The organism is Cobetia sp. 29-18-1 (assembly GCF_029846405.1).
Lineage (GTDB): Bacteria > Pseudomonadota > Gammaproteobacteria > Pseudomonadales > Halomonadaceae > Cobetia > Cobetia amphilecti.
Genome location: NZ_JARWKS010000001.1, coordinates 243,393 through 266,913, shown reverse-complemented (window position 1 = coordinate 266,913; position 23,521 = coordinate 243,393). Strand labels below are relative to the sequence as shown.

Sequence of the window (23,521 nt, the reverse complement as noted above, 5' to 3'; positions counted from 1 at the left end):
ACAGCTCTGCAATGACAGCTCTACAACAACAGCCCTGCAACGAGAGCCCTACCATGACTGCCTCCTCGACCACGCATTCCCTCATCGCCGCCGACCAGCTTCCCGCAGGCATCCTCTATCGCCTGTTCTCGGGCAGCATCGCGCCCCGGCCGATCGCCTGGGTCTCGACCATCGATGCGGCAGGCAACACCAACCTCGCGCCCTTCTCGTTCTTCACCATCGCCAGCATCAATCCGCCGGTGCTCGCCTTCAGCCCGCTGCGCAATGGCGAAGGCAAGACCAAGGACACCCTCAACAACCTCGGGCAGGTCGCGGAATGCGTCATTCACATCGGTGGCGAGGCGATGAGCGAGGCGCTCAATCTCACCAGCGCCAGTCTCGCCGCCGACGAGGATGAGTTCACCCACGCGGGCCTGAACAAGGTGGCCATGCCGCCGCTTGCGGTCCCGCGCGTGGAGGGCGCCCCGATCGCCTTCGGCTGTCGACTGCGCGACATCATCTCGTTCGGTGATCAGCCGCTGGCCGGTTCACTGGTGCTGGCCGAGGTGGTGGTGATGCATGCCGACGCAGCGGTCTGGGATGGGCGGCATGTCGACAATGAGGTGCTGCGTGCCATCGGGCGCATGGCCGGCAGTGACTATGCACGCACGGATAGCCTGTTCAGTTTACAGCGCCCCGAATGACTTTCCGGCACGGATAGGAAATCCATAAACCTTAATACAATCAATGCCTTTCAGCGCACGACAAGGATGGCTCAAGGTTTGACGCCACCACCTGCAACTGGCAGAAAGGCGCATGTTGCACAAGGCTTCAGACCAAGGTCTGAACGCTTCCACCAGGCGGGACAAGGTCCCTCATTCTGACTCGAGATGCCCACAGGAGCGGCTATCGAAAGAAAACATACGAGGTAACTCCATGTCATCGAATCCGTATGTGACGGATTACCAGATCGGTCAGGACAATGTTCAGCGACTCGGGCTGGATGTCCACAAGCCGGTCTTCACCATCAGTGCGCTGCTGATCGTAGGCTTCATCCTGTTCACGCTGCTGATGCCCGAGTCGGCCGAGTCGGCACTGGGCGGCGCCAAGGCATGGTCCATCACCCATGGTGATTGGCTGTTCATGCTCTCCAGCAACTTCTTCATCCTGTTCTGCCTACTGCTGGTCCTGCACCCGGTCAGCCGCCTGCGTCTGGGCGGACGCGACGCCAAGCCGGAATTCAGCCGGATGGCCTGGTTCGCGATGCTGTTCGCGGCCGGCATGGGCACCGGCCTGATGTTCTGGGGGGTCGCCGAGCCAGTGGCGTACTACACCGACTGGTCCGGCACGCCACTGAACGCACCACCGCGTACGCCGGAAGGCGCAACGGCGGCACTCTCGGCCACCGTCTTCCACTATGGGCTTCACCCGTGGGCCATGTATGCCGTGATCGGCCTGTCGCTGGCCTTCTTCGCCTACAACAAGGGCCTGCCGCTGACGCTGCGCTCGGTGTTCTACCCCTTGCTGGGTGAACGTGTATGGGGCTGGAGCGGCCATATCATCGATATCGTCGCGGTGCTCGCCACCCTGTTCGGCCTTGCCACCTCTCTGGGGCTGGGCGCGGCACAGGCGGCCTCGGGGCTGGACCATCTGTTCGGCATCGGCGATGGGCTGGTCAGTCAGATCGGCGTGATCGTGGCGGTCACGCTCGCGGCCATCTACTCGGTGAGTCGCGGCCTGGATGGCGGCGTCAAACGCCTCTCCAATCTCAACATGATGCTGGCCGCGCTGCTGGTGGTGTTCCTGTTCATCGTCGGCCCGACCATGGACATCATCACCGGACTCGGCACCACCAGCGTCGGCTATCTGGAATATCTGCTGCCGCTCTCCAACTGGATCGATCGCCCCGACGAAGGCTGGTTCCATAGCTGGACCATCTTCTACTGGGCCTGGTGGATTTCCTGGTCGCCGTTCGTCGGCATGTTCATCGCGCGTATCTCGCGCGGACGCAGCGTGCGCGAATTCGTCACCGCCGTGCTGGTGGTACCGACCCTGGTCACCATCGTGTGGATGACCGTCTTCGGCGGCACCGCACTGGAAGAGGCACGAGCCGCCGGCAGCGAGCTGGCCCAGGGCATCGACACTCCCTCGATGGCCATGTTCCAGATGTTCGACAGCCTGCCGCTGTCCTCCATCACCTCCTGCGTCGCCATCGTGCTGGTGCTGGTGTTCTTTGTGACCTCCTCCGACTCCGGCTCGCTGGTGATCGATTCCATCACCGCCGGTGGCAAGCAGGATGCTCCGACGCGCCAGCGCATCTTCTGGGCAGCGGCCGGCGGCCTGATCGCCTGTGCCCTGCTGTATGGCGGCGGCAGCACCGCACTGAGTGCGCTGCAGGCGGGCGCCATCTCCACGGGACTGCCCTTCACGGTGGTGCTGCTGGTGATGTGCTTCTCGCTGTTCCGCGGTCTGCGCTGGGAGAAGCGCGAATACGATCGCGCCAACGCAGCGACCTGAGCCACTGCGCGCAGTGAAAAGAGGCGAGTGAGCACCCACGCAAAAGGGCCTGTCAGTCGACAGGCCCTTTTGTTCATCTGGCAATCAGTGTCAGCGCGCGGCGCGCAATCTTTCAGGAGTGCCGCGCCTAGCGCAGTCCCGGCAGCAGATACTTGTCCAGCGCCTGGCGCACCGACGGCAGCAGGATATCGGAGTGCATCACCAGCTCGCGCACCAGTTCCTGCAGGCCCGGCACGCCCACCTCGGCATGCTTTCTGAGTGCCATGCGCGCGCAGGTATCCGCGCAGGCATGCTCGGAAATCTGCACGCCCAGCGCCACCAGCCGCTCACGAAAGTCTTCGTGATCAATCAGCTCCACGATCATCATCGTCATTCTCCTTGCTCGCTGACGGCGGGCATTGTCATTGGTATTGACCCACTCTGTTCTGAGCATAGCCTTTCTGAGGATAGCCGAAATGCACGACGGGCTGTCTCCGACATTCTGGTCAGACCGGGGCGCCCTCTGCGTGCCTGCCCACGCCACTGGCGTAGGCATTTGCGTCAGGCGCGTCTGGCTCGGTTGCGGTCTATTGCCTCGATCTGGCCGCTCGGTCCAGCCCGCTTGCCATGCCCACCTCACATGTCCGCTTCAGCTCTCCACACCCGCCGAGGCGGGTTCGGCCCTGGCCAGACGACAGGCGGCGTACTTGAACTCGGGAATCTTGCCCACCGGGTCGAGCGCCGGATTGGTCAACAGATTGGCGGCGGCCTCGGCGTAGCAGAAAGGCACGAAGACCATGCCGGCTGGCGTCAGCGGATCGGCGCGGGTAGCAAGAGTGATCTGGCCACGACGCGTGGTGATCGAGAGCGGCTCGCCCGGCGTGATGCCCAGGCGCTCCAGCTCCACCGGATTGAGCGTGGCCACGGCGGCCGGCTCGAGATTGTCGAGCACCGCCGCGCGGCGCGTCATCGAGCCGGTATGCCAGTGTTCGAGCTGACGGCCGGTGGTCAACACCGTCGGATAGTCGTCATCCAGCGTCTCATCCGGCGGCGTGGGCCAGGTAGGCACGAAGCGGGCACGGCCGCTGGCGCGCGGGAAGCCCTCTCCGAACACCACATCCTCGCCCTCGCCTCCCGGCGTCAGGCACGGATAGGTCACCGAGTTCTCCTCGGACAGCCGCGCCCAGTCGATGTTGTCGAGGGAATCCATGCCCTTTTGCATCTCGGCGTAGATCTCCTCCGGCCCGGCGTAATCCCAGTCAAGCCCCATGCGCCGCGCCAGCTGCTGGGTGATCCACCAGTCCGGCTTCGCCTCGCCCGGGGCGCGCAGTGCCGCCCGCCCGCGCTGTACCTGCCGGTTGGTATTGGTGACGCTGCCGTCCTTCTCCGGCCAGGCGTACGAGGGCAGCACCACATCGGCGAACTGTGCCGTCTCGGTGACGAAGATGTCCTGCACCACCAGGTGCTCCAGATGCGCCAGCGCGCTGCGCGCATGTTCGAGATCCGGGTCCGACATCGCCGGATTCTCGCCGAGAATGTACATGCCGCGGATCTGATCGGCGTGGATGGCGTGCATGATCTCCACTACCGTCAGGCCCGGCGTCGCCGAGAGCGGGGTCTGCCACAGCGCTTCCAGCCGCTCGCGCGCCGCCGTGTCACCCACCGGCTGATAGTCCGGGAACACCATCGGAATCATCCCGGCATCCGAGGCGCCCTGGACGTTGTTCTGACCGCGCAGCGGGTGCAGGCCGGTGCCTTCACGCCCGACATGACCACACACCAGCGCCAGCGCGATCAGGCAGCGCGCATTGTCGGTGCCGTGGGTGTGCTGCGAGATGCCCATGCCCCAGAAGATCATCGCGCGCCTGGCGGTCGCATACTCGCGGGCCACGGCGCGAATCTCTTCTGCCGCCACGCCACACAGCGGCGACATCGCCTCCGGCGTCAGCGCCGCGACATGCTCCGCCAGCGCGGCGAAGTCCTCGGTGTGTGCCTCGATATAGGCCTGATTGGCCAGCCCCTCGCTGATGATGACGTTGAGCATGGCATTGAACAGCGCCACGTCCGCCCCCGGCGTGAACTGGATCGAGCGATGCGCCTGACGACGCAGCGCCAGCGCACGCGGGTCGATCACCACGATGCGCGTGCCACGCTTGGCGGCGCGCTTGAAGAAGGTCGCCGCCACCGGATGATTGACGCCCGGGTTGCAGCCGGTCAGCACGATCAGATCGGACTGCTCGGCCTGCATGAAGGAGGCACTCACGCCGCCCGAGCCGACGCCTTCCATCAGCGCCGCCACCGAACTTGCATGACACAGGCGCGTGCAGTGATCGACATGGTTGGAGCCGAAACCGGTGCGCACCAGCTTCTGGAACAGCCACGCCTCCTCGTTGGTGCACTTGGCGCTGCCGAAGCCCGCCAGGCTGTCGGGGCCATGCGCGCGCTTGAGGCGCATGAGCCCCTCGGCCGCGACCTCAAGGGCCTCGTCCCAGCTGGCCTCACGGAAGTGGGTCAGCGGGTGGGCGGGGTCAAAGTTCGCATCCAGCCCCTTGGCCACACCGTCACGGCGGATCAGGGGGCGGATCAGGCGCTCCGGATGGCGCGGATAATCGAAGCCGAAGCGCCCCTTAACGCACAGCCGGCCGTGGTTGGATGGCCCGTCGCGCCCACTGACCGCGATGATGTTGTCCAGCCGCGTATCCGCGACGCGCTGCCGGCGCTTGTCAGTCTTGAGGGAGTCGCCGTCCGCCACGCTCTGCTGGGCATCCGCCAGGGTCGCGACCGGTTGACCCTCGACACTCAATGCCTCGCCGCTGCCGCGACTGACCTGATACTCCAGCTGACAGCCCACGCCGCAGTACGGGCAGATGGAGGCGACGCGCTCATCGACGGCGGCGCTGTCGCCGAAGCCCTGCTCATCCACCTGGGCGGCGGGCATCAGAGCGCCGGTCGGGCAGGCCTGTACGCACTCGCCGCAGGCGACGCAGGTGCTGTCGCCCATCGGGTCCTCGAGATCGAACACGATACGCGTATTGCTGCCGCGCCCCGCCAGCCCGATCACGTCATTGACCTGCACCTCGCGACAGGCGCGCACGCACAGGCCACAGCTGATGCAGGCATCATGATTGACCGCCATCGCGGTGTGGGAGTAATCGAGAGCGCTGGCCTGCATCGGCAACCACTCCTCCACCGTATCCCCCAGCCACTCTCGGACCGTCTCGCGGGCACCGCCCAGGGTCTCGCGCGCGTGCCCGACATCCACCGCCAGCAGCTCGGCCATCGCCATGAAGTGGCTGCTGACATCGGGGTTGTGCGCCTCGGCGGGCATGTCGGCGGCGAGCAGCTCCACCACCATCGCGCGCGCCCCGCCGGCACGTCGCGAGCTGGCACTGCGCACCACCATGCCCGCCCGCGCCTCGCGGATGCAGCTGGCAGCAAGGGTGCGCTCGCCATCGATCTCGACCATGCAGGCGCGACAGTTGCCATCGCCGCGATAATCCGGCGCTTCGCTGTAGCAGAGGTGGGGAATCGTCTCGCCGGCACGCTTGGCAATCTTCCACAGCGTCTCGCCGGGATAGGCCGTCACCTCGGCGCCATCCAGCGTGATGGTGAAGCCATCCTCGCGCAGCGGCTGCTCATCCGAGGATGAGTTGCCCAATCCTGTCAGCGCCTTCATGCCTCACCTCCCGTGCTGTCAGCCGCATGGCTCGTGGCGATCAAGCGTACCCCGCTGCTGGCGAGGGTCTCCCGGAAGTCCTTGAGCAGGCCGAGCACCGGATTGGGCGCGGCCTGACCGAGCCCACAGATCGAGGCGTCCATCATCACCTGCGACAAGCGCGTCAGCAGCGTCTCATCCCACTCATCGCCGCTGAGCGCCGCCAGCATCTGGCGCGTGCCGACACGACACGGCGTGCACTGGCCGCAGGACTCGTCCATGAAGAAGCTCGTCAGATTGCGCGCCACCGCCGCCAGGTCGTCCTTATCCGACAGCACCACCACCGCGGCCGAGCCGATGAAGCAGCCGTGGGCCTGCAGGGTGTCAAAATCCAGCGGCAGGTCCGCCTTGCTGGCCGGCAGAATGCCGCCGGAGGCCCCGCCGGGCAGATAGGCACGCAGGCGATGGCCGTCGGCCATGCCGCCGCCATATTCCTCGACCAGTTCGCTGAGCGTGATGCCAGCCGGTGCCAGATACATGCCCGGGCGTCTGACGCGCCCGGAGAGCGAGAAGCTGCGCAGCCCCTGACGTCCCTGACGCCCGGCCGCAACGTAGTGGTCATGGCCTTCACGATGAAGCCGCGCGATCCAATAGACCGTCTCGACGTTGTTGACCAGGGTCGGGCGACCGAACAAGCCACATTGCGCCACGAAGGGCGGCCGCTGACGCGGCTTGCCGGGCTTGCCTTCCAGCGACTCGATCAGCGCCGATTCCTCGCCACAGATATAGGCGCCGGCGCCACGCCGTAGCTGGATATAGCCCGGCGCGACGAGGCCTGCGGCTTCCAGCTCCGCAATGCAGTCACGCAGCACCTCATTCAGGGTCGGGTATTCGTCGCGCAGATAGAGGTAGAGCGCCTCGGCCTCGATGGCATGCGCACTGGCCAGCGCGCCCTCGAGGAAGGTGTGCGGCTCACGCTCCAGATAGCAGCGGTCCTTGAAGGTGCCGGGTTCACCTTCATCGGCATTGATCACGCAATAGCGCGGCCCCGCCTCGGCGCGCACGAAGCCCCACTTGCGAAACGTCGGGAAACCCGCCCCGCCCAGGCCACGCAATCCGGCCTGTTCGATCATCTGCGCCAGGTCATCGATGCTGACCTCACCGCCATCCAGCGCGGCGAGCAGCCCATAGCCGCCACTGGCGCGATATTCCGCCAGCCGCGGATAGTCGAGACTCGCTGCCGGCGCGGCATGCACATGGCCTTCGGCAATCGCCGCCGTGACGCCTTCCACGCTGGCGTGGCCGAGATGGTAATGCCCGACCTCCGCCACCGGCGCACTGTCGCAGCGCCCCATGCAGGGCGCACGCAGCACGCGCACCTGTTCGGGGTCCAGCCCCGAGGCGAGACCGGCGCGCAAGGCTTCGGAGCCGGCCAGCTGGCAGGACAGCGAATCACAGACGCGCACGGTCAGCGCCGCGGGCGGCGTCTCGCCATCGCGAACCACGGTGAAATGGGCATAGAAGGTGGCCGTCTCGTAGACCTCGGCCATCGGCAGGCGCATCCACTCGGCCAGCGCGCGCAGATGGGCCAGCGTCAGGTAGCCGACCTCATCATTGAGCACGTGCAGATATTCGAGCAGAAAGTCACGCTGCGCCGGGGCATCGCCCAGCAGGCGCTGTACCTCGGCCCAGGCCTCGGCATCCAGCGGACGGCCGCGCAACTGGCTGCGCGAACGGCGGCGAGCGACAGGTGTCGGCTCGGTCAGGGTCTCAGGCGTCATGGCGGCACCACGGTGTTGTTATTGGGCAGGAGCAGGCAAGGACTGGCGTATCGCGCGAGGAGTGAAGTCTCGGGCGCGAAAGTGGTGCGCGGTCAGGGAGTACGCACCACTTTCCTTCACTGTAGATCGCAATCTACAAAGCGGGCACACCTGCGACAACCGCTCTGAGCGCTGAATCGCCCCCTGTGTCAGTCACGCATATGCCGGCGTCGTATCCAGCTAACTCGCTCTCGCCCAGCCCTCACACAATCACGAGGGCCGGTGGCGACCTGCCCCGCAGTCAGACTCGCCACCGCGCTCCGGATTGCCATTCCACCCCCTTCCCACATCGCAGCCCCGGGAGACACCCACGACAACACCTCGCTTCACGCCAGCTGCCCTGCCCGGCTGGCGACACCAATAACAACATGAGGTCACCACATGTCATCGAATCCGTATGACACGGACTACGAGATCGGCCAGGACAATGTCCAGGTCATGGGTCTCGATGTTCATAACCCCGTCTTCGCGATCAGCGCCGTGCTGATCGTCAGCTTCATCCTGTTTGCCATCCTCTTCCCAGCGGGCGCGGAAAGTGCCCTGGGCGGCGCCAAGGCCTGGTCCATCGCACATGGCGACTGGCTGTTCATGCTGGCCGGCAACCTCTTCGTGCTGTTCTGCCTGCTGCTGATCGTGCACCCGGTGGGCAAGCTGCGCCTGGGCGGTCAGAAGGCGAAGCCCGAGTTCTCGACACGCTCCTGGTTCGCGATGCTGTTCGCCGCTGGCATGGGCATCGGGTTGATGTTCTGGAGCGTCGCCGAACCGGTGGCCTACTACACCGACTGGTACGGCACGCCACTGAACGCACCCGCCGGGACGCCGGAAGGAGCACGCGCCGCGCTGGGCGCCACCATGTATCACTGGGGCCTGCATCCCTGGGCCATCTACGCCGTGGTCGGGCTGTCGCTGGCCTTCTTCACCTACAACAAGGGCCTGCCGCTGACCATCCGCTCGGCGTTCTACCCGATACTCGGTGAGCGCACCTGGGGCTGGATGGGGCATATCGTCGATATCCTCGCCGTGCTGGCGACCATCTTCGGTCTGGCGACTTCGCTGGGGCTGGGCTCCGCTCAGGCAGCATCGGGGCTGGACTATCTGTTCGGCGTCGGCGATGGCCTGCCGACCCAGATCGCGATCATCATCCTGGTGACGCTGGTGGCCATCTACTCGGTCAGTCGTGGCCTGGATGGCGGCGTGAAGCTGCTTTCCAACATCAACATGATCATCGCCGCTGTCCTGATCATCTTCATCCTCATCTTCGGGCCGACACTCGCCATTCTCATGGGCCTGGGCACCACCACCCTCAGCTATGTGGAATATCTGCTGCCGCTGTCCAACTGGATCGGCCGCCCCGATGAAAGCTGGTTCCACGGCTGGACCGTCTTCTACTGGGCGTGGTGGATTTCCTGGTCACCGTTCGTCGGCATGTTCATCGCACGTGTCTCGCGCGGCCGCACCGTACGCGAATTCGTCACCGCCGTGCTGCTGGTGCCGACACTCGTCACCATCGTGTGGATGTCAGTCTTCGGCGGTACCGCACTGGAACAGGCCATCAATGGCGTCGGCGCGCTGGCCAATGGCATCGATTCCGTGTCGCTGGCCATGTTCCAGATGCTCGACAACCTGCCGCTGTCCGGTGTGGCGTCCTTCATCGCCATCCTGTTGGTACTGGTGTTCTTCGTGACCTCCTCGGATTCCGGTTCGCTGGTGATCGATTCGATCACCGCCGGCGGCAAGGTGGATGCACCGATCAGCCAGCGCATGTTCTGGGCAGCGATGGAAGGCCTGATCGCCGGTGCCCTGCTCTATGGCGGCGGAAGCGCTGCGCTGGGCTCGCTGCAGGCGGGCGCCATCGCCACGGGGCTGCCGTTCACGCTGGTACTGCTGGTGATGTGCTATTCGCTGTTCCGTGGCCTGATGCAGGAAAAGAAGGCACAGGACATGCTCATTCGTCCGGTCGCCGGCGCCTGACATGCGGCGCTGACCATAGCTTTACTGACCAAAGCTTTACTGACCAAGGCGGTACTGACTGACAGGCCGCAAGACATGGGCACAAAAAAACGCCGCCCCCGGCAACCGGGGGCGGCGTTTTCATTGGATGACCCGAACGTCATCCAGGCGAGATCAGGAGTTTTCCTGAGCCAGCTTCTGCACCTTCTTCATCAGGTCCGGGTCGTTCTGGACCGCTTGACCGATGGAGTTGAAGGTGGCGACTTCCAGACCGGAGTCTTCGACAGCGCTGACCATCTCGTCGTTGGCTTCCTGACGCACGCTCTGCTTGGCAGTCTCGTCGTCGGCTTTCTGCAGCTTGCCGGCGAATTCCTGAGAGATGCGTGCGATGTCCTGAGAGGCCGCAGCGAACTGTTCCAGCTGAGCGTCAGTGAAATCGCCAGCCTGAGCCTGTGCCGCCTGGGCAGTAGACTGACCCTGGGCCGGTGCGTCAGCAGCGAACGCCGGTGCCGACATCATGCCCGCGGAAATCAGGGCAGCCGTCATGTATGCAGTCATCCGTTTCATTGCAGCCTCCAGCAGTGATCAATAAGTGTTTGCCCTAACTCAGACGGGCCTGACGACAGGATGTTCATTTTTTCATGCAACTCTTTGAAAACATTCTGTATCGCCAGAGTTACATGAGTCGCAGATCAGCAACGTAAAAACCGCGGGGCCGCGCATGGCGGGCGTCATGACGGCTGGACGCGCATACAGCTTGCACCACGATTGTGAAAATATCTGCAGCAAGACGCGTGAAGTCTGTCCGCCACGCACTCGACCCGCCCTCGATACAGACATGCCTCTGCGCTCGCTACGCGCTCTAGACAGGCATGTCACCTGCCGCCGCCGCTATCGGCATGTCGCCATTGGCCTTTTCACAGGCTGAATGAGGGCGGCATGTCGTGAAGTACCACATAAATCGCGCGCCAACGGGCAGCAAACTCTCGGCGACTGTCTTAGTCTTGAAGGAGAGGCTGTCAGCCGGGGTGTGCCATTCTCCTGTGCAACCTGCTTCTGCAGCCCAGGCTGGCACACCCAGCTCATATCATTCGTTGCCGGAGGACTGCCATGTCCACGCACATACCGTCCACGCAGAGACTGTCCGCGCTGCCTCGACTGCTCTCGCATCACAGGCTGACGCCGGGCCTGATGAGCCTCTTGTTGCTGGCCCTGCTGCCGGCCCTGCTGCTGAGCTCGCCGGTGCATGCCATCAGCCTGCTGGATTCGGACGCCGACCTGAACGCGCCCGCCGAGACATCTACAGGCGCACCACCGCCCCCGACCTCGCCGGACACCGCGGAGACCACCATGACCGCCGCCAATGTCGACCCCGCCGCCAATCCGCTTTTGGGCGAGACCTGGAACCGACGCTCGCTGGTGCTGATCGCGCCGGATGAGCAGGACCGGGACCTCGAGCGACAGCGCGAGGAACTGCGTGCCACGCGTGGCGAGATGCAGCAACGCGACATGACGCTCTATACGCTGATGGGCACGCGCGGCATCCACGATGGCGTGCCGATGAGCTTCGAGGAGGTGCGTGCCCTGCGCGATGCCATGCAATTGCGCGAGGGCGCGCCCTTCACCGTCATTCTGATGGGCAAGGACGGCGGCAAGAAGATGCAGCAGGAAGGCTTCGTCTCCCCCGACCAGATCTATCAGGTGATCGACAACATGCCGATGCGCCAGCGCGAAGCCAGTCAGGCAGCGCGCAAGCCCCCCCAGGGCACCGACGAACACACCTCGCCCGACCCCTTGAACGATGAGGACTGGCAGTGGGAGGAGTGACCTTTCTGTAAGGAGCGACCTTCTGTGATGCATGAAAAAGCCCCTGTCAGCCGAGCTGACAGGGGCTTTTTACCGTCTGCGCGACTTCAGCGCAGTACGCCTTCCTCACGCAGCAGCTTGAGGATTTCCGCCGCGCCCTCCTCGGCGCTCACGCCTTCCAGCCGCTTGCCACCGCCCCCTTCGGCCTTGGCGGCCGCGGCCTTGAAGCGGTCCCGCGCGCTGGTCGCCTTGATGCGCTTCAAGCGCTTGGGACGCTTGCGAGCCGGGGCCACGCCGAAGGCCTCGGCCTGCGCATCATGCACCAGCTCGCCGCTGGCCAGCGAAGAAAGCTCACCGCGCCGCGCCTGCGCGAAGGCCGACTGACGCGCCGCCGGCGCCGCGGAATCGACGCTGACAAGTGCCGGCAGCTTCACGCGCAACCGTCGCCGCTGACCACGTGGCAGCGCCTGCAAGGCGGTGACATGCAAGCCATCGCAGCTCTCGATCGCGACGATACCCTCCACCAGCGGCCAGCCGAGGCTCTCCGCCAGCAGATGCGGCAGCAGGCCACTGCCCTCGCCGGTCTCGCCCTGGCCGCCACACACCACCAACTGCGGGGCCGCCTGCTTGAGGCGCGTGACCAGCAGCGGCCAGACATCGATGACCGGTTGATCAACAGCCTTGAGCGAATCAACATCCTTGAGCGACGAATCGTCAGCCATGAGCGAACCGACAGCCTTGAGCGGGTCCGCGCCGAGAGCATCCGGCGTCACCAGCGTCAACGACTCCAGCCCCATGCCCAGATAACCGCGCAGCGCCTGGTCCTGCTCGCTGCCGGGCGCGATCTCGCTGCCACTGGCATGCCAGACGCTGAGGCTTACGGCACCCGGTGCCGACTGACGCTCCAGCGCCAGACACAGCTCCAGGGCGCGGGCGTCCTGCTCGGCGCGCCGCAGACGCCCCGACACCGGGTGCTGCCCCAGCGATACCAGGCTCACGACCTCAAGCGGCGCCAAGGCCTGCTGCGCAACGGACGAACGATCTGCCTTCATGTCCTTCTCCTTTCCCCTGTCACAGGCGCGAGTTCAGGCCGCGTCGGCGGCAAGCGTGGCGGATGACGTACTGGATGACGCCGAGGCCGCGGCAGATGCCTGCCCCGCCGACGAGGCATCACCGCCGGCACTGCGTTCGGCCTCGAGCTGCTGACAGAGACTGGCGAGAATCGCCCCGGCGTCACCGATCACCGAAAGATCGGCACGCTTGACCATGTCACAGCCGCCATCGGTGTTGATGGCCACCACCTTGTCGCAGCGCTGGATGCCCTGCAGATGCTGGATGGCCCCCGAGATGCCCACCGCGACATAGACCCGCGCCGTCACCCAGGTACCGGTGGCGCCGACCTGGCGGGCACGCGGCATGAAGCCGTCATCCACCGCCACCCGCGAGGCGCCTTCGGTGGCCCCCAGCAGGCTGGCGGCGCGGTGGAAGCCATCCCAATCGCGGATGCCATTGCCCGCCGAGAGAATGAATTCGGCCTCGCCCAGCGCGATCGCGGAGGGATCGACGGCCACCGGGCCAAGATCTTCGATCACGTCTGGCACAGCGTGCGCGGTGCTGGCCGCCTCCCACTCGAGCGGCAGCGCGGCGTGGCGCACATCTTCCACCGGCTCGGCGCATTCCGCCTCGCACAGCACGATACGGGTCAGCGGGCGGGTCAGATCCTGCTGACCATTGCCGCTGCGCCCGGTGACGTTCACCTCGCCAAGCTCGCCACGCCCGATGGCGGCAAGCTCGCCGTCGAGCTGATAGGCATTGCCGCTGGGCCGCGCCAGCGCATCGCCCCGGCACAGCAGGCGCGCACCGAGACGTCGGCCGCGTTCGCCGCCGCCAGTGCGGGATTCCGGCAGTAACCACAGCCGTGGTGCCAGCTTGCCATCGATGGCCTCAAGCTCCGCCAGCTGGGCCAGCGGCGCATAACCATCGTGGAGAGTATCGGCAAAGTGCAGCCAGCGATCGGCCCCCGCCGCGCCGAGCCCGACACTGTCGGCGGCGTCACCATCCTCACGCAAGGTGCCGAAGGTGACGGCCAGCACCGCGCCCTGATGCGCCGGATCGGCATCGGCGATCTGACGCGCCAGCCCCAGCACATCGCGGTCGTGACTCGAGAGTCGCCCACCGGTCATGTCCGGCACCACCGCGATCAGGAAGGCGGGTGATGCGATCTCGATCAGCGGCAGTACGCGCGCCTTGGCCACGACCGCGGGCTGGCCAGCACCCGCCGCGGCAGGCCCGGAGCGGCCACTGCGGTCGATGCGCTTGCGACCATTGGCGGCGATGAAGTGGCCGACGTGGGGGTCGCGACGCATCACGCCCTGCGGGCCCATCCAGCGTTCCTGAGGGGCTGCCGCGCCGCGGCCCAGCGCCTGCAGCGCGATGAGGTGCTGCGGGTGCAGGCGATTGCGTGCCTGCTGCTCCAGACGCGGGTCACGGCGTGGCAACGCCTCTCGATGGGATACCGGTGGGCGCTCGGTTGCTTGTGGATCGACGGGAATCGTCATGCCGCCACCTCCGCGTCAGTGGGCTGCGTGGTCGACGCCGCCAAGCCTTGCGTGGACGCTTCCAGTACCAGCGCCCGCGCCATCAGTTCCGCCAGATCCAGCACCTGGGGTTCGGCTTCACCGGCCGGAGCCACCACGCCTTCCAGCATCGCGGTGCACTGCGGGCAGCCGACCGCCACGACCTCGGCACCGGTCTCGCGCACATCGCCCATGCGCATGTCGGGGATACGCTGCTTGCCGGGGATGTCCGTCACCGGCGCGCCACCGCCACCGCCGCAACAGCGCGAGCGGAAACCGGAGCGCTGCATCTCGCGCACTTCCAGCCCCAGCGCCGCCAGCAAGCTACGCGGCGCCTCGAATTCACCGTTGTAGCGACCCAGATAGCAGGGGTCGTGCCAGGTGACCGCGCCGAGCGTCGCCAGTCTGGTGGCATCGAGACTCAGGCGACCGGCCGCCAGCAGCTCGTTCATGTAGCTGGTGTGGTGGTTGACGAGGTAGTCGCCACCGAAGGCGGCATATTCGCGCCCCAGCACGTGGAAGCTGTGCGGATCGCAGGTGATGATGCGCGCGAAGCGATACTTCGACAGGGTGGCGATATTGCGGGTGGCCAGCGACTGGAAGGTCGCCTCATCGCCCAGACGACGCGCCACGTCGCCACTGTCACGTTCTTCCGCACCGAGGATGGCGAAATCCACCCCGGCGGCGCGCAGCACCTGCACGAAGGCACGCAGCGTGCGCTGGTTGCGCATGTCGAAGGCGCCATCGCCCAGCCACAGCAGCGCTTCCACCGGACGCGGATCACGCGCTGCCTCGCGGGCGGCCTGGACCTCGGCGATGCGCGGCAGGTCGAGATCCGCCGCCCAATGCAGACGCGCTTCGAGCGCGAAGCCGCCCGGGTTGTCGGTGGCGATCAGGTTGTCGAGCACCTCGACACCCTTGCCCGGCGTCGCGCCCTGCTCCAGCGTCATGTGACGGCGCATGTCGACGATGGCATCGACGTGCTCGATCATCATCGGGCACTCCTCGACGCAGGCGCGACAGGTGGTGCAGGCCCACAGGGTTTCCGGCTCGACCAGTACCTTGAACTCGTGGATCAGCTTGTCGCCATCTGTCGCCTCACCCGGTGCCGCCTTGATCTGGATCGGTCCAGAGGCAACGGTCTGGCTATCAGAGTCAACGGCCTGAGCTGCCGGGCGAGCATGCGGAGAGGCCCCGACGATGGTCTGCTGCGGGCCGCCGCCATGCTGGCCGGGCGCGCGCCTGGGCTCATCGCCCGGATAGGGCGAACCGGCGTAGGCGGCATCGCTGCCACCGGCCATGCCGACCACCATGTCCTGGATCAGTTTCTTGGGATTGAGCGGCTGACCGGCTGCGAACGCCGGACACACCGCTTCACAGCGCCCGCACTGCACGCAGGCATCGAAGCCCAGCAGCTGACGCCAGTTGAAATCGGACGGCTTGCCGACACCCAGCGGTGCCTCGCGGTTGGTCAGGTCCAGCGGCAGCAGCGCGCTGTCGCGGATGCCCGCACTGTCACGAGTGCTGAAACGTGCCGGACGCCGATGGAAGGCCAGATGCAGCGCGCCGGCGAAGGCATGCTTCATCGGCCCGGTGATGCGCGAGCCGCCGCCGGTCATGCCGACGATCATCTCCAGCAGTCCCCAGGCGATGCCCGCTACCAGCACCAGCCCGAGGATACCGCCGGAGATCATGCCGCCGACGCCTTCCGGCAGCACCAGTGACAGACTCATCACGAACAGGCTGGCGGAGAACACCAGCAGGCTCTTGGGCAGACGCATCCACGGGCCAAGCGACAGGCGCGCCGGCGGGTCGAGGCGACGACGACGCACGAACAGCGCGCCACCGAACATCGCGCCACTGGCCAGCAGCAGCAAGACGCCCAGCCAGGCGGAGTCGATGCCAAAGCCGTAGACCACCACCATCAGCAGCGCCGCGGCCACGAAGCCACCCCCGGTGGCGACGTGGGTGTTGGCCATGTAGCGGTCCCGCGCGACCACGTGGTGCAGGTCCACCCCGTAGCGGCGCGGCACCTTGGCAAGGCTCGCGATCAGCTCTCCCATGCTCATGGACGTAGCGTCCGCCCGCCCCTGGCGCCACAGGCCGATGCGCTTGACCGCGCCGAGGGCAGCCAGCGCCAGCGCGGTGAAGATCAATACCGACAAGATCGTGTCATTCATGCTGCTCACCCTCTTTCTTCAAGCCCGCTGTCGACCGGACGACTGCCGAGCCGGCGCATAGGAACAGCCGGCTCGGCAGATCACGTCATCAGAAGTCCTTGCACAGACGCAGGGCGTCATAGATGGCGGCGTGGGTGTTGCGCGGTGCGTTGCAGTCACCGAGGCGGAACAGCAGGTAATCATTGCCTTCGGTGGCCTGGCTCAGGCACGGCTGCGGCTTGATGGCGTAGAGCGACTCGACGTCGATCTGGCCCTTGTTGAGCGAGCCGTCCTTGAAGGCGTAGTAGAGCGCCTCATCCGGGCGCACGCCGTTCTCGACCACGATCTGATCGACGACGCGCTCTTCCAGCGTGCCGGTGTATTCGTTCTCGAGCACCGCCACCAGGCCCTCGCCTTCGCGGTAGACCTCATGCAGCACCATGTCGGAGGTCATCACGACTTCCTTGGCATACAGGCTGCGGTAGTAGGTCGGGAAGGTGGTACCGCCGACCGCCGCACCCGGCTTGATGTCGTCGGTGACGATCTCGACCCTGGCGCCCTTGTCGGCCAGATAGTCGGCTACCGAGACCCCGGAGAACTCGCAGATGCTGTCATAGATCAGTACATTGCTGCCCGGCGCGACGCGCCCATCCAGCACGTCCCATGAAGAGACGATCAGGCTCTTGGCCGGGTCTTCGTCATAGCCCCAGGACGCGAACTGGTCCATGAACGGGCGACCGCCCACCGCAAGGATCACCACATCGCCGCGCAGGTCACGGATGGTGGCCTCATCGGCCCGCGTGCCCAGGCGCAGGTCGACCTTCAGGCGCGCAAGCTCCAGCTGATACCAGCGCGTGATGCCGGCGATCTGATCACGCTGCGGCGCCTTGGCGGCGATGGTGATCTGGCCGCCCAGCTCGTCACGGGCCTCGAACAGCGTCACGTCGTGGCCGCGTTCGGCGCACACGCGGGCCGCCTCCATGCCGGCCGGACCGCCGCCGACGATGACGACCTTGCGCACCGGGCCGCTGGTCTTCTCGATCTGATGCGGCAGGCCCATGTATTCGCGCGAGGTGGCGGCATTCTGGATGCACAGCACGTCGAGGCCCTGATACTGGCGGTCGATGCAGTAGTTGGCGCCGACGCACTGCTTGATCTGGTCGAGCTGACCCATCTTGATCTTGGCGATGATGTGCGGGTCGGCGATGTGGGCGCGGGTCATGCCGACCATGTCGACATAACCGCCTTCCAGAATGCGCTCGGCCTGGTTGGGGTCCTTGATGTTCTGGGCGTGGATCACCGGAATCGAGACGACTTCCTTGATGCCGGACGCCAGGTGCAGGAAGGGTTCCGGCGGGTAGGACATGTTGGGAATGACGTTGGCGAGGCTGTTGTGGGTATCACAGCCGGAGCCGATCACGCCGAAGAAGTCGAGCAGACCGGTGGCGTCGTAATAGGCCGCGATCTGCTTCATGTCGTCGTGGGACAGGCCATCGGGATGGAATTCATCGCCACAGATGCGCATGCCGACCACGAAGTCGTCGCCGACCTCGGCGCGCACCGCCTTGAGCACTTCGAGGCCGAACTTCATACGGCCCTCGAAGCTGCCGCCCCACTCATCGGTGCGCTTGTTGACGCGCGGGCTCCAGAACTGGTCGATCAGGTGCTGGTGCACGGCGGACAGCTCGACGCCGTCCAGGCCGCCTTCCTTGGCGCGCCGCGCCGCCTGGGCGAAATCGGCGATGATGCGCTGGATCTCCTCCACCTCGATGGTCTTGCAGGTGGAGCGGTGCACCGGCTCGCGGATGCCGGACGGTGACATCAGCGAGGTCCAGTCGAAGCCGTCCCAGCGCGAGCGACGGCCCATGTGGGTAATCTGGATCATGATCTTGCCGCCATGCTTGTGCACGGCATCGGCCAGATTCTGGAAATGCGGAATGATGCGGTCGGTCGACAGATTGACGGAGCTCCACCAGCCCTGCGGGCTGTCGATGGAGACCACCGAGGAGCCACCACAGATGCACAGGCCACACCCGCCCTTGGCCTTCTCTTCGTAGTAGCGCACGTAGCGCTCGGTGGTCATGCCGCCATCGGTGGCATACACCTCGGCGTGGGCGGTACTGACGACGCGGTTGCGGATGGTCAGCTTGCCGATCTCGATCGGCTGGAAGAGTGCGTCGAATGCCATGGTGAGAGCTCCTCGCCGGGGAGAGCGCCGCCTCGTCACGCTGGCCTGGCCTGCCCGCCGCCACGAGTCGTTGCTGGTGGCGGCGGAGTTGGCGTCAGGCGTCTTGCATGTCAGGAAAGGCGGCGCTCAGGCGTTGCGTTGTCGTTGTTGTGGGTGGTGAGTGTCGTGACAGAGAGATGCTCGGGCAGCCGGCCTGCGCTGTTGCCTTTTGCCTGGGCCGGGCCTGGGCCTTGACCCGAGCCATGGAATAGAGAGTGGCGGATCCCAAAACGTCACACTGTTCCGGGAGCGACCTCGAAATACCCCACGTCACAGCCTTCCTCACCGCCGCTCTGGGTCTGCACGGCGACGGTGCGCAGCTCGCTGCCACGCGCAGCCAGAATCTGGTCCATCGCGCCGGCGAACCAGCCGGTGAACATGTACTCGAGCCTGGTGCCGGTCTTGCCCTGCTGATAGACGAAGCAGGAGTGTTCCAGGCGCACCTTGCAGGTACCGCGCTCCAGATCGATCTCCTCGGTGATGAACAGGCCCCAGCCGCGCTGCGACAGGCGCTTCATGTAGTGCTCGAAGACTTCGACGCCGACCAGGCCGTGCAGCTCGGCTTCCTTCTCGCACCAGTGCCAGGCGCTCTTGTAGCCGGCGTGATAGAGAATCTCGGCGTATTTCTCCACGCCCAGCGCCTCTTCCACCGCGACATGGTTGTTGATGAAGAAGTGGCGCGGCACGTACAGCATCGGCAGCGCATCGGACGTCCAGACGCCAGTCTCGCTATCCACTTCGATCGGCAGTTCAGGGGCCATCTTGCTCATGTCGGTGTCCTCGAAAGGGGGCTTGAGGGAATTGCAAAAGAGAGATCAGGAAAGAGAGATCAAGTAAGAGCGATCAATAAAGGGAACAGGCAGCCAGACTCAGCCGCCCCAGACATTTTCCAGCGTGCGCAGCCAGTTCTCGCCCATGATCTTGCGTACCTGATGCTCGCTCATGCCGCGACGCAGCAGCGCCTCGGTCAGATTGGGGAACTCGCCGATGGTGCGGATGCCTTCCGGATTGACGATCTTGCCGAAGTTGGTGAGACGACGGGCGTAGCCCTTGTCGTGGGTCAGCCACTCGAAGAAGTCCTGGCCGTGACCCTGGGTGAAGTCGGTGCCGATGCCGATGGCATCTTCGCCGACCAGGTTCATCACGTATTCGATGGCCTCGACGTAGTCATCGACGGTGGCGTTGACGCCGGCCTTGAGGAAGGGGGTGAACATGGTGACGCCGACGAAGCCGCCGTGTTCGGCGATGAAGCGCAGCTCGGCATCGGACTTGTTGCGCGGGTGGTCCTTGAGACCGGCCGGCGCGCAGTGGGAATAGCAGACAGGTACCCTGGATTCGAGGATGACTTCCTCGGAAGTCTTCGAGCCGACGTGGGAGAGATCACACATCACGCCGACGCGGTTCATCTCGGCGACCATCTCGCGCCCGAAGCCGGACAGGCCGCCGTCGCGCTCGTAGCAGCCGGTGCCGACCAGATTCTGGGTGTTGTAGCACATCTGCACGATGCCCACGCCAAGCTGCTTGAAGACATCGACATAGCCGATCTGGTCTTCATAGGCGTTGGCATTCTGGAAGCCGTAGATGATGCCGGTCTTGCCGGCGGCCTTGGCGGCGCGGATGTCGGCGGCCGTACGCGCCACGCAGACCAGATCACTGCTCTCGGCGATCAGCTGGTTGCTCTTGACGATGTTGTTGACGGTCGCCTGGAAGCCTTCCCAGACCGAGACAGTGCAGTTGGCAGCGGTCAGACCGCCCTTGCGCATGTCCTCGAACAGCTCGCGCTGCCACTTGGCGATCACCAGACCATCGATGACGATGCTGTCATCGTGCAGGGCGCGGGCCGCATCGGACCCACCGAAGGAGGAGGAGAATTCGGACATCATGTCGCTCCGGCGCTGGGCAGGCGGCTCTGGAAGTCAGGTCACTGCCCGTACCCGGCGGACAGAGCCTGCCGGAACACGATCTCCAGCAGGCTGTGCCAGCATAGTCCTGCCCTCTTTCCCCTCTGACGCCAGATGCGACCCGTGGCTATCGAATCGCGTCAGGGCTGTCGTTTCTGAAACGACGACGCCCCGACTCGAGAGAGTCGGGGCGTCGTGGGACAGCCGATGGTGTAGCGTCAGGCCGGTCAATGCGCGGGGGACAGCTCCTTCAGCGAAGGCAGCAGGTCCCAGCTCAGCCAGCCACGCGGCTGTTCCAGACGCTTCAAGTAGCCCATGCCGAGATTGTTCATCTGACGGCGCGTCCAGCTGGCGCGGCGCTGGATATAGGCCGAGGGCTTGCCGGCATTGAAGCGGATCGGGTTGGGCAATACCGCCGCCAGCAGGCTGGCCTGATAGGCGGAAAGGTTGGCGGCATCGGTATTGAAGTGATGCTCGGCCGCGGCCTCGACGCCGAAGACCCCCGGCCCCCATTCGGCGACATTCAGGTAGACCTCGAGAATGCGCTCCTTGGGCCAGATCATCTCGATCAGGATGGTGAACCAGACCTCCAGCCCCTTGCGCACCCAGCTGCGCCCGTTCCACAGGAAGACATTCTTGGCGGTCTGCTGGCTGATGGTACTGGCGCCGCGCAGACGCTCACCGGCCAGCCGCGCATCGATGGCCTTGACGATCTGATCGACATCGAAGCCGTAGTGATCGGGGAATTTCTGGTCTTCCGAGGCGATCACCGCCAGACGGGCATTGTTGGAAATCTGCTCCATCGGCACCCAGTCATACTGCAGCGCCATCGGCTCGCCGGTGACCAGGCCATAGCCCCACTTCTCGAGCATCACCATCGACACCGGCAGCGGCACGAAGCGCAGCAATACCACCAGGCCGATGCAGGCCACCATCCAGCAGGCGATGACCTTGAATGCCCACACCGCCAGCCAGCGCAGGCGCTCCATCGGGCGCATGCCGGCACGCGGCGCCGGGCGGCGTGTCGCCCCTCGCCGAGCACCCGCCACACGCTCCGTGCCTTCCTGCCTGCGTTGCTGTCCTCGTGCCATCCCTTGCCGTCCCCTGTCGTGCGTGTCGTGGCTCGCCGCCGAGCCATTGTCGTGTCAGCTACTGATTCCTGGTGCCTTCGAGTGTACCAGAGCGTGCCGGTGGCTCCTGTGAAAACGACAACGCCCCTGCCGGAGCGGCAGAGGCGTTGGACATTGCGGGAAGCTGCTGTCAGTCGGCAGGCATCAGCCTTGCAGACGCACGCTGGCGTAGGTCGGCTCACCGCGCGCATTGGCCAGTGCCAGAATCGCCGAGGAGACGGGGGACTCGCTGGCCGATTGCAGCGGCGCATTGCCGACCATGCTCTGGCCGATCGACTGGTGCAGCAGCCCTTCCAGACTGGCGACACCGGTCAGCTGATGATCGCCATCGGCGCGACACGGCACCTCCAGCACGCTGACACTGCGCTCGCCACCGATGCGCTCATCACGCGGCGGCATGCCAAAGTACTCGCGGTAGCACTTGGAGAAGTGCGGCGTGGACACGAAGCCGCAGGCCGAGGCCACCTCGATGATCGACAGCGCCGTCTGCTTGAGCAGCTGACGCGCGCGGGTCAGGCGCAGCTTGAGGTAGTAGCGCGACGGCGAGCAGTGCAGATACCGCTGGAACAGCCGCTCCAGCTGACGGCGCGAGACATCGACATAGTGCGCCAGCTCGTCCAGGCCGATGGGCTCTTCCAGATTGGCCTCCATCAGCGCGACGATTTCCAGAAGCTTGGGCTGGGTGGTGCCCAGCACATGCTTGAGCGGCACGCGCTGCTGGTCCTGCTCGCCACGTACGCGATCGCAGATGAACATCTCGGAGATGCCCGCCGCCAGCTCGCGGCCATGCTCGCGACCGATCATGGTCAGCATCATGTCCATCGGCGCGGTACCGCCGGAGGCCGTGGCGCGGTCCTGATCGATGGAGAACAGTCGTGTGGTCAGCGGCACGCGCGGGAAGGCTTCCTGCATCGCGGCCAGACACTCCCAGTGGATGCTGGTCTCATGGCCTTCGAGCAGCCCCGCCTGGGCCAGCGCCCAGCTACCGGTGCAGACGGCGCCCAGCTTGCGGCCGGCACGCGCCTGGGCCTGCAGCCAGCTGACATGCGGGCGATGCACGGAGCGCTGGATGCCGACGCCGCCGCACACGATGACGATATCCAGCGGCGGGCAGGCCTCGGTGGAGGTATCGGGCGTGACCTGCAGGCCATCGCTGGCGCGCACGGGGGCGCCTTCCAGCGTCACGGTATACCAGCGGTACAGCTCGCGTCCGGCCAGCTGATTGGCCATGCGCAGCGGTTCCACCGCCGAGGCCAGCGAGATGAGCGTGAAGCTGTCGAGCAGCAGGAAGCCGATGGTCTGCGGCTGGCGCGTCTCGCCGGCCATTCCTGCAGCGGATGAGTGAGCTTCGTACGGGCGGGCGAAACGGCCACTGGTCAATGCCATGAGGGGAGTCCTTCTCTATATCTGCTTGAGTGGCAGACCGGGGCCTCGTGGTGCCCTCTCCCGTGGCCTGATGAGGCCGGCGGGGGTCCGCAGTATTATCGTTATTGGGTCTCAGCAGGGAGCGAACCCTGAGGGGTCGGCTCCAGCAGCGACGACATCGGCGATCGGCCCCATCAGGGGGAGGTCAATAAGCGACCTCTGCAATTCCGATAGCGTCAGGGATGTCGTGATTCACTGCCTGGACGTCGTGCGTTGTCCACCTCTCGACAGTAAACCATCGCGCCTGCCTGGCGCAGTGACTTTATCGCCGCTGTGCAGCAAATCATCGTTGCCGCACGGCACAGAATAACGCCTGAGTTGGCTACCACTGACGCAGCATAAGCAAACGCCACCAGAACGGGCTTTCATGCCTTGAGGTTCTGAAAAACGCCGCTTC

The 23,521-nt window shown here is 65.4% G+C and carries 16 protein-coding genes; 4 read left to right on the top strand and 12 right to left on the bottom strand.

The window, feature by feature from the left end:
- Window positions 1–53: 53 nt before the first annotated feature.
- Both QD208_RS01135 and QD208_RS01130 read left to right on the top strand, forming a co-directional pair.
- On the top strand, window positions 54–683 hold the full coding sequence (locus QD208_RS01135) for a flavin reductase family protein (protein ID WP_052384477.1): 630 nt from the start codon (window positions 54–56) through the stop codon (window positions 681–683).
- 232 nt (window positions 684–915) lie between these two features.
- Entirely contained in the window at window positions 916–2,496 is a 1,581-nt protein-coding gene (locus tag QD208_RS01130; RefSeq protein WP_043333147.1) for a BCCT family transporter, read from the top strand.
- 127 nt (window positions 2,497–2,623) lie between these two features.
- Here the strand turns inward: QD208_RS01130 and QD208_RS01125 are convergent, their stop codons facing one another.
- From QD208_RS01125 to QD208_RS01115, 3 genes are all read right to left on the bottom strand, one after another.
- Complete coding sequence (locus QD208_RS01125) at window positions 2,624–2,863, bottom strand: hypothetical protein (RefSeq protein ID WP_043333148.1); 240 nt, start codon at window positions 2,861–2,863, stop codon at window positions 2,624–2,626.
- Between the two features lie 261 nt (window positions 2,864–3,124).
- The gene (locus QD208_RS01120; protein ID WP_279835325.1) at window positions 3,125–6,151 is read right to left on the bottom strand and encodes a molybdopterin-dependent oxidoreductase; all 3,027 of its coding nucleotides are present in this window, start codon (window positions 6,149–6,151) and stop codon (window positions 3,125–3,127) included.
- Window positions 6,148–7,911: an NADH-ubiquinone oxidoreductase-F iron-sulfur binding region domain-containing protein gene (locus QD208_RS01115; protein WP_279835323.1), complete on the bottom strand. Its 1,764-nt coding sequence runs from the start codon at window positions 7,909–7,911 to the stop codon at window positions 6,148–6,150. Before QD208_RS01115 ends, QD208_RS01120 begins: the two co-directional genes overlap by 4 nt.
- A 420-nt stretch (window positions 7,912–8,331) precedes the next feature.
- Here QD208_RS01115 and QD208_RS01110 point away from each other — a divergent pair, with 420 nt between their 5' ends.
- Window positions 8,332–9,921 (top strand): BCCT family transporter, encoded by a 1,590-nt coding sequence (locus QD208_RS01110; protein WP_043333742.1) that lies wholly within the window; start codon window positions 8,332–8,334, stop codon window positions 9,919–9,921.
- A gap of 153 nt (window positions 9,922–10,074) precedes the next feature.
- Here the strand turns inward: QD208_RS01110 and QD208_RS01105 are convergent, their stop codons facing one another.
- Window positions 10,075–10,467 (bottom strand): DUF4168 domain-containing protein, encoded by a 393-nt coding sequence (locus QD208_RS01105; RefSeq protein WP_043333741.1) that lies wholly within the window; start codon window positions 10,465–10,467, stop codon window positions 10,075–10,077.
- Window positions 10,468–11,010: 543 nt separating this feature from the next.
- Between QD208_RS01105 and QD208_RS01100 the strand changes: the two genes are divergently transcribed.
- Window positions 11,011–11,727 (top strand): DUF4174 domain-containing protein, encoded by a 717-nt coding sequence (locus tag QD208_RS01100; protein ID WP_279835320.1) that lies wholly within the window; start codon window positions 11,011–11,013, stop codon window positions 11,725–11,727.
- Between the two features lie 86 nt (window positions 11,728–11,813).
- On the opposite strand, the gene QD208_RS01095 is transcribed toward QD208_RS01100, so the two are convergent.
- The 8 genes from QD208_RS01095 to QD208_RS01060 form a co-directional block, all read right to left on the bottom strand.
- Window positions 11,814–12,758, bottom strand: coding sequence for an electron transfer flavoprotein subunit beta (locus QD208_RS01095; protein WP_279835318.1), 945 nt, complete (start codon window positions 12,756–12,758; stop codon window positions 11,814–11,816).
- 33 nt (window positions 12,759–12,791) lie between these two features.
- Window positions 12,792–14,264: an electron transfer flavoprotein subunit alpha/FixB family protein gene (locus tag QD208_RS01090; RefSeq protein WP_279835317.1), complete on the bottom strand. Its 1,473-nt coding sequence runs from the start codon at window positions 14,262–14,264 to the stop codon at window positions 12,792–12,794.
- Complete coding sequence (locus tag QD208_RS01085) at window positions 14,261–16,462, bottom strand: (Fe-S)-binding protein (protein ID WP_279835316.1); 2,202 nt, start codon at window positions 16,460–16,462, stop codon at window positions 14,261–14,263. Before QD208_RS01085 ends, QD208_RS01090 begins: the two co-directional genes overlap by 4 nt.
- Before the next feature lie 88 nt (window positions 16,463–16,550).
- Window positions 16,551–18,629, bottom strand: coding sequence for a dimethylglycine demethylation protein DgcA (gene dgcA / locus QD208_RS01080; RefSeq protein WP_043333738.1), 2,079 nt, complete (start codon window positions 18,627–18,629; stop codon window positions 16,551–16,553).
- Window positions 18,630–18,901: 272 nt separating this feature from the next.
- On the bottom strand, window positions 18,902–19,438 hold the full coding sequence (locus QD208_RS01075; protein ID WP_107335564.1) for a DUF5943 domain-containing protein: 537 nt from the start codon (window positions 19,436–19,438) through the stop codon (window positions 18,902–18,904).
- A 99-nt stretch (window positions 19,439–19,537) separates the two neighbouring features.
- Window positions 19,538–20,548, bottom strand: a complete 1,011-nt coding sequence (locus QD208_RS01070; RefSeq protein WP_107335565.1) for a dipeptidase — start codon at window positions 20,546–20,548, stop codon at window positions 19,538–19,540.
- A 248-nt stretch (window positions 20,549–20,796) separates the two neighbouring features.
- Window positions 20,797–21,660 carry a monofunctional biosynthetic peptidoglycan transglycosylase gene (gene mtgA, locus QD208_RS01065; protein ID WP_279835314.1) on the bottom strand — a complete coding sequence of 288 codons (864 nt, stop codon included), beginning with the start codon at window positions 21,658–21,660 and terminating at the stop codon, window positions 20,797–20,799.
- A 183-nt stretch (window positions 21,661–21,843) separates the two neighbouring features.
- On the bottom strand, window positions 21,844–23,025 hold the full coding sequence (locus QD208_RS01060; RefSeq protein WP_279835458.1) for a GlxA family transcriptional regulator: 1,182 nt from the start codon (window positions 23,023–23,025) through the stop codon (window positions 21,844–21,846).
- Window positions 23,026–23,521: the final 496 nt, after the last annotated feature.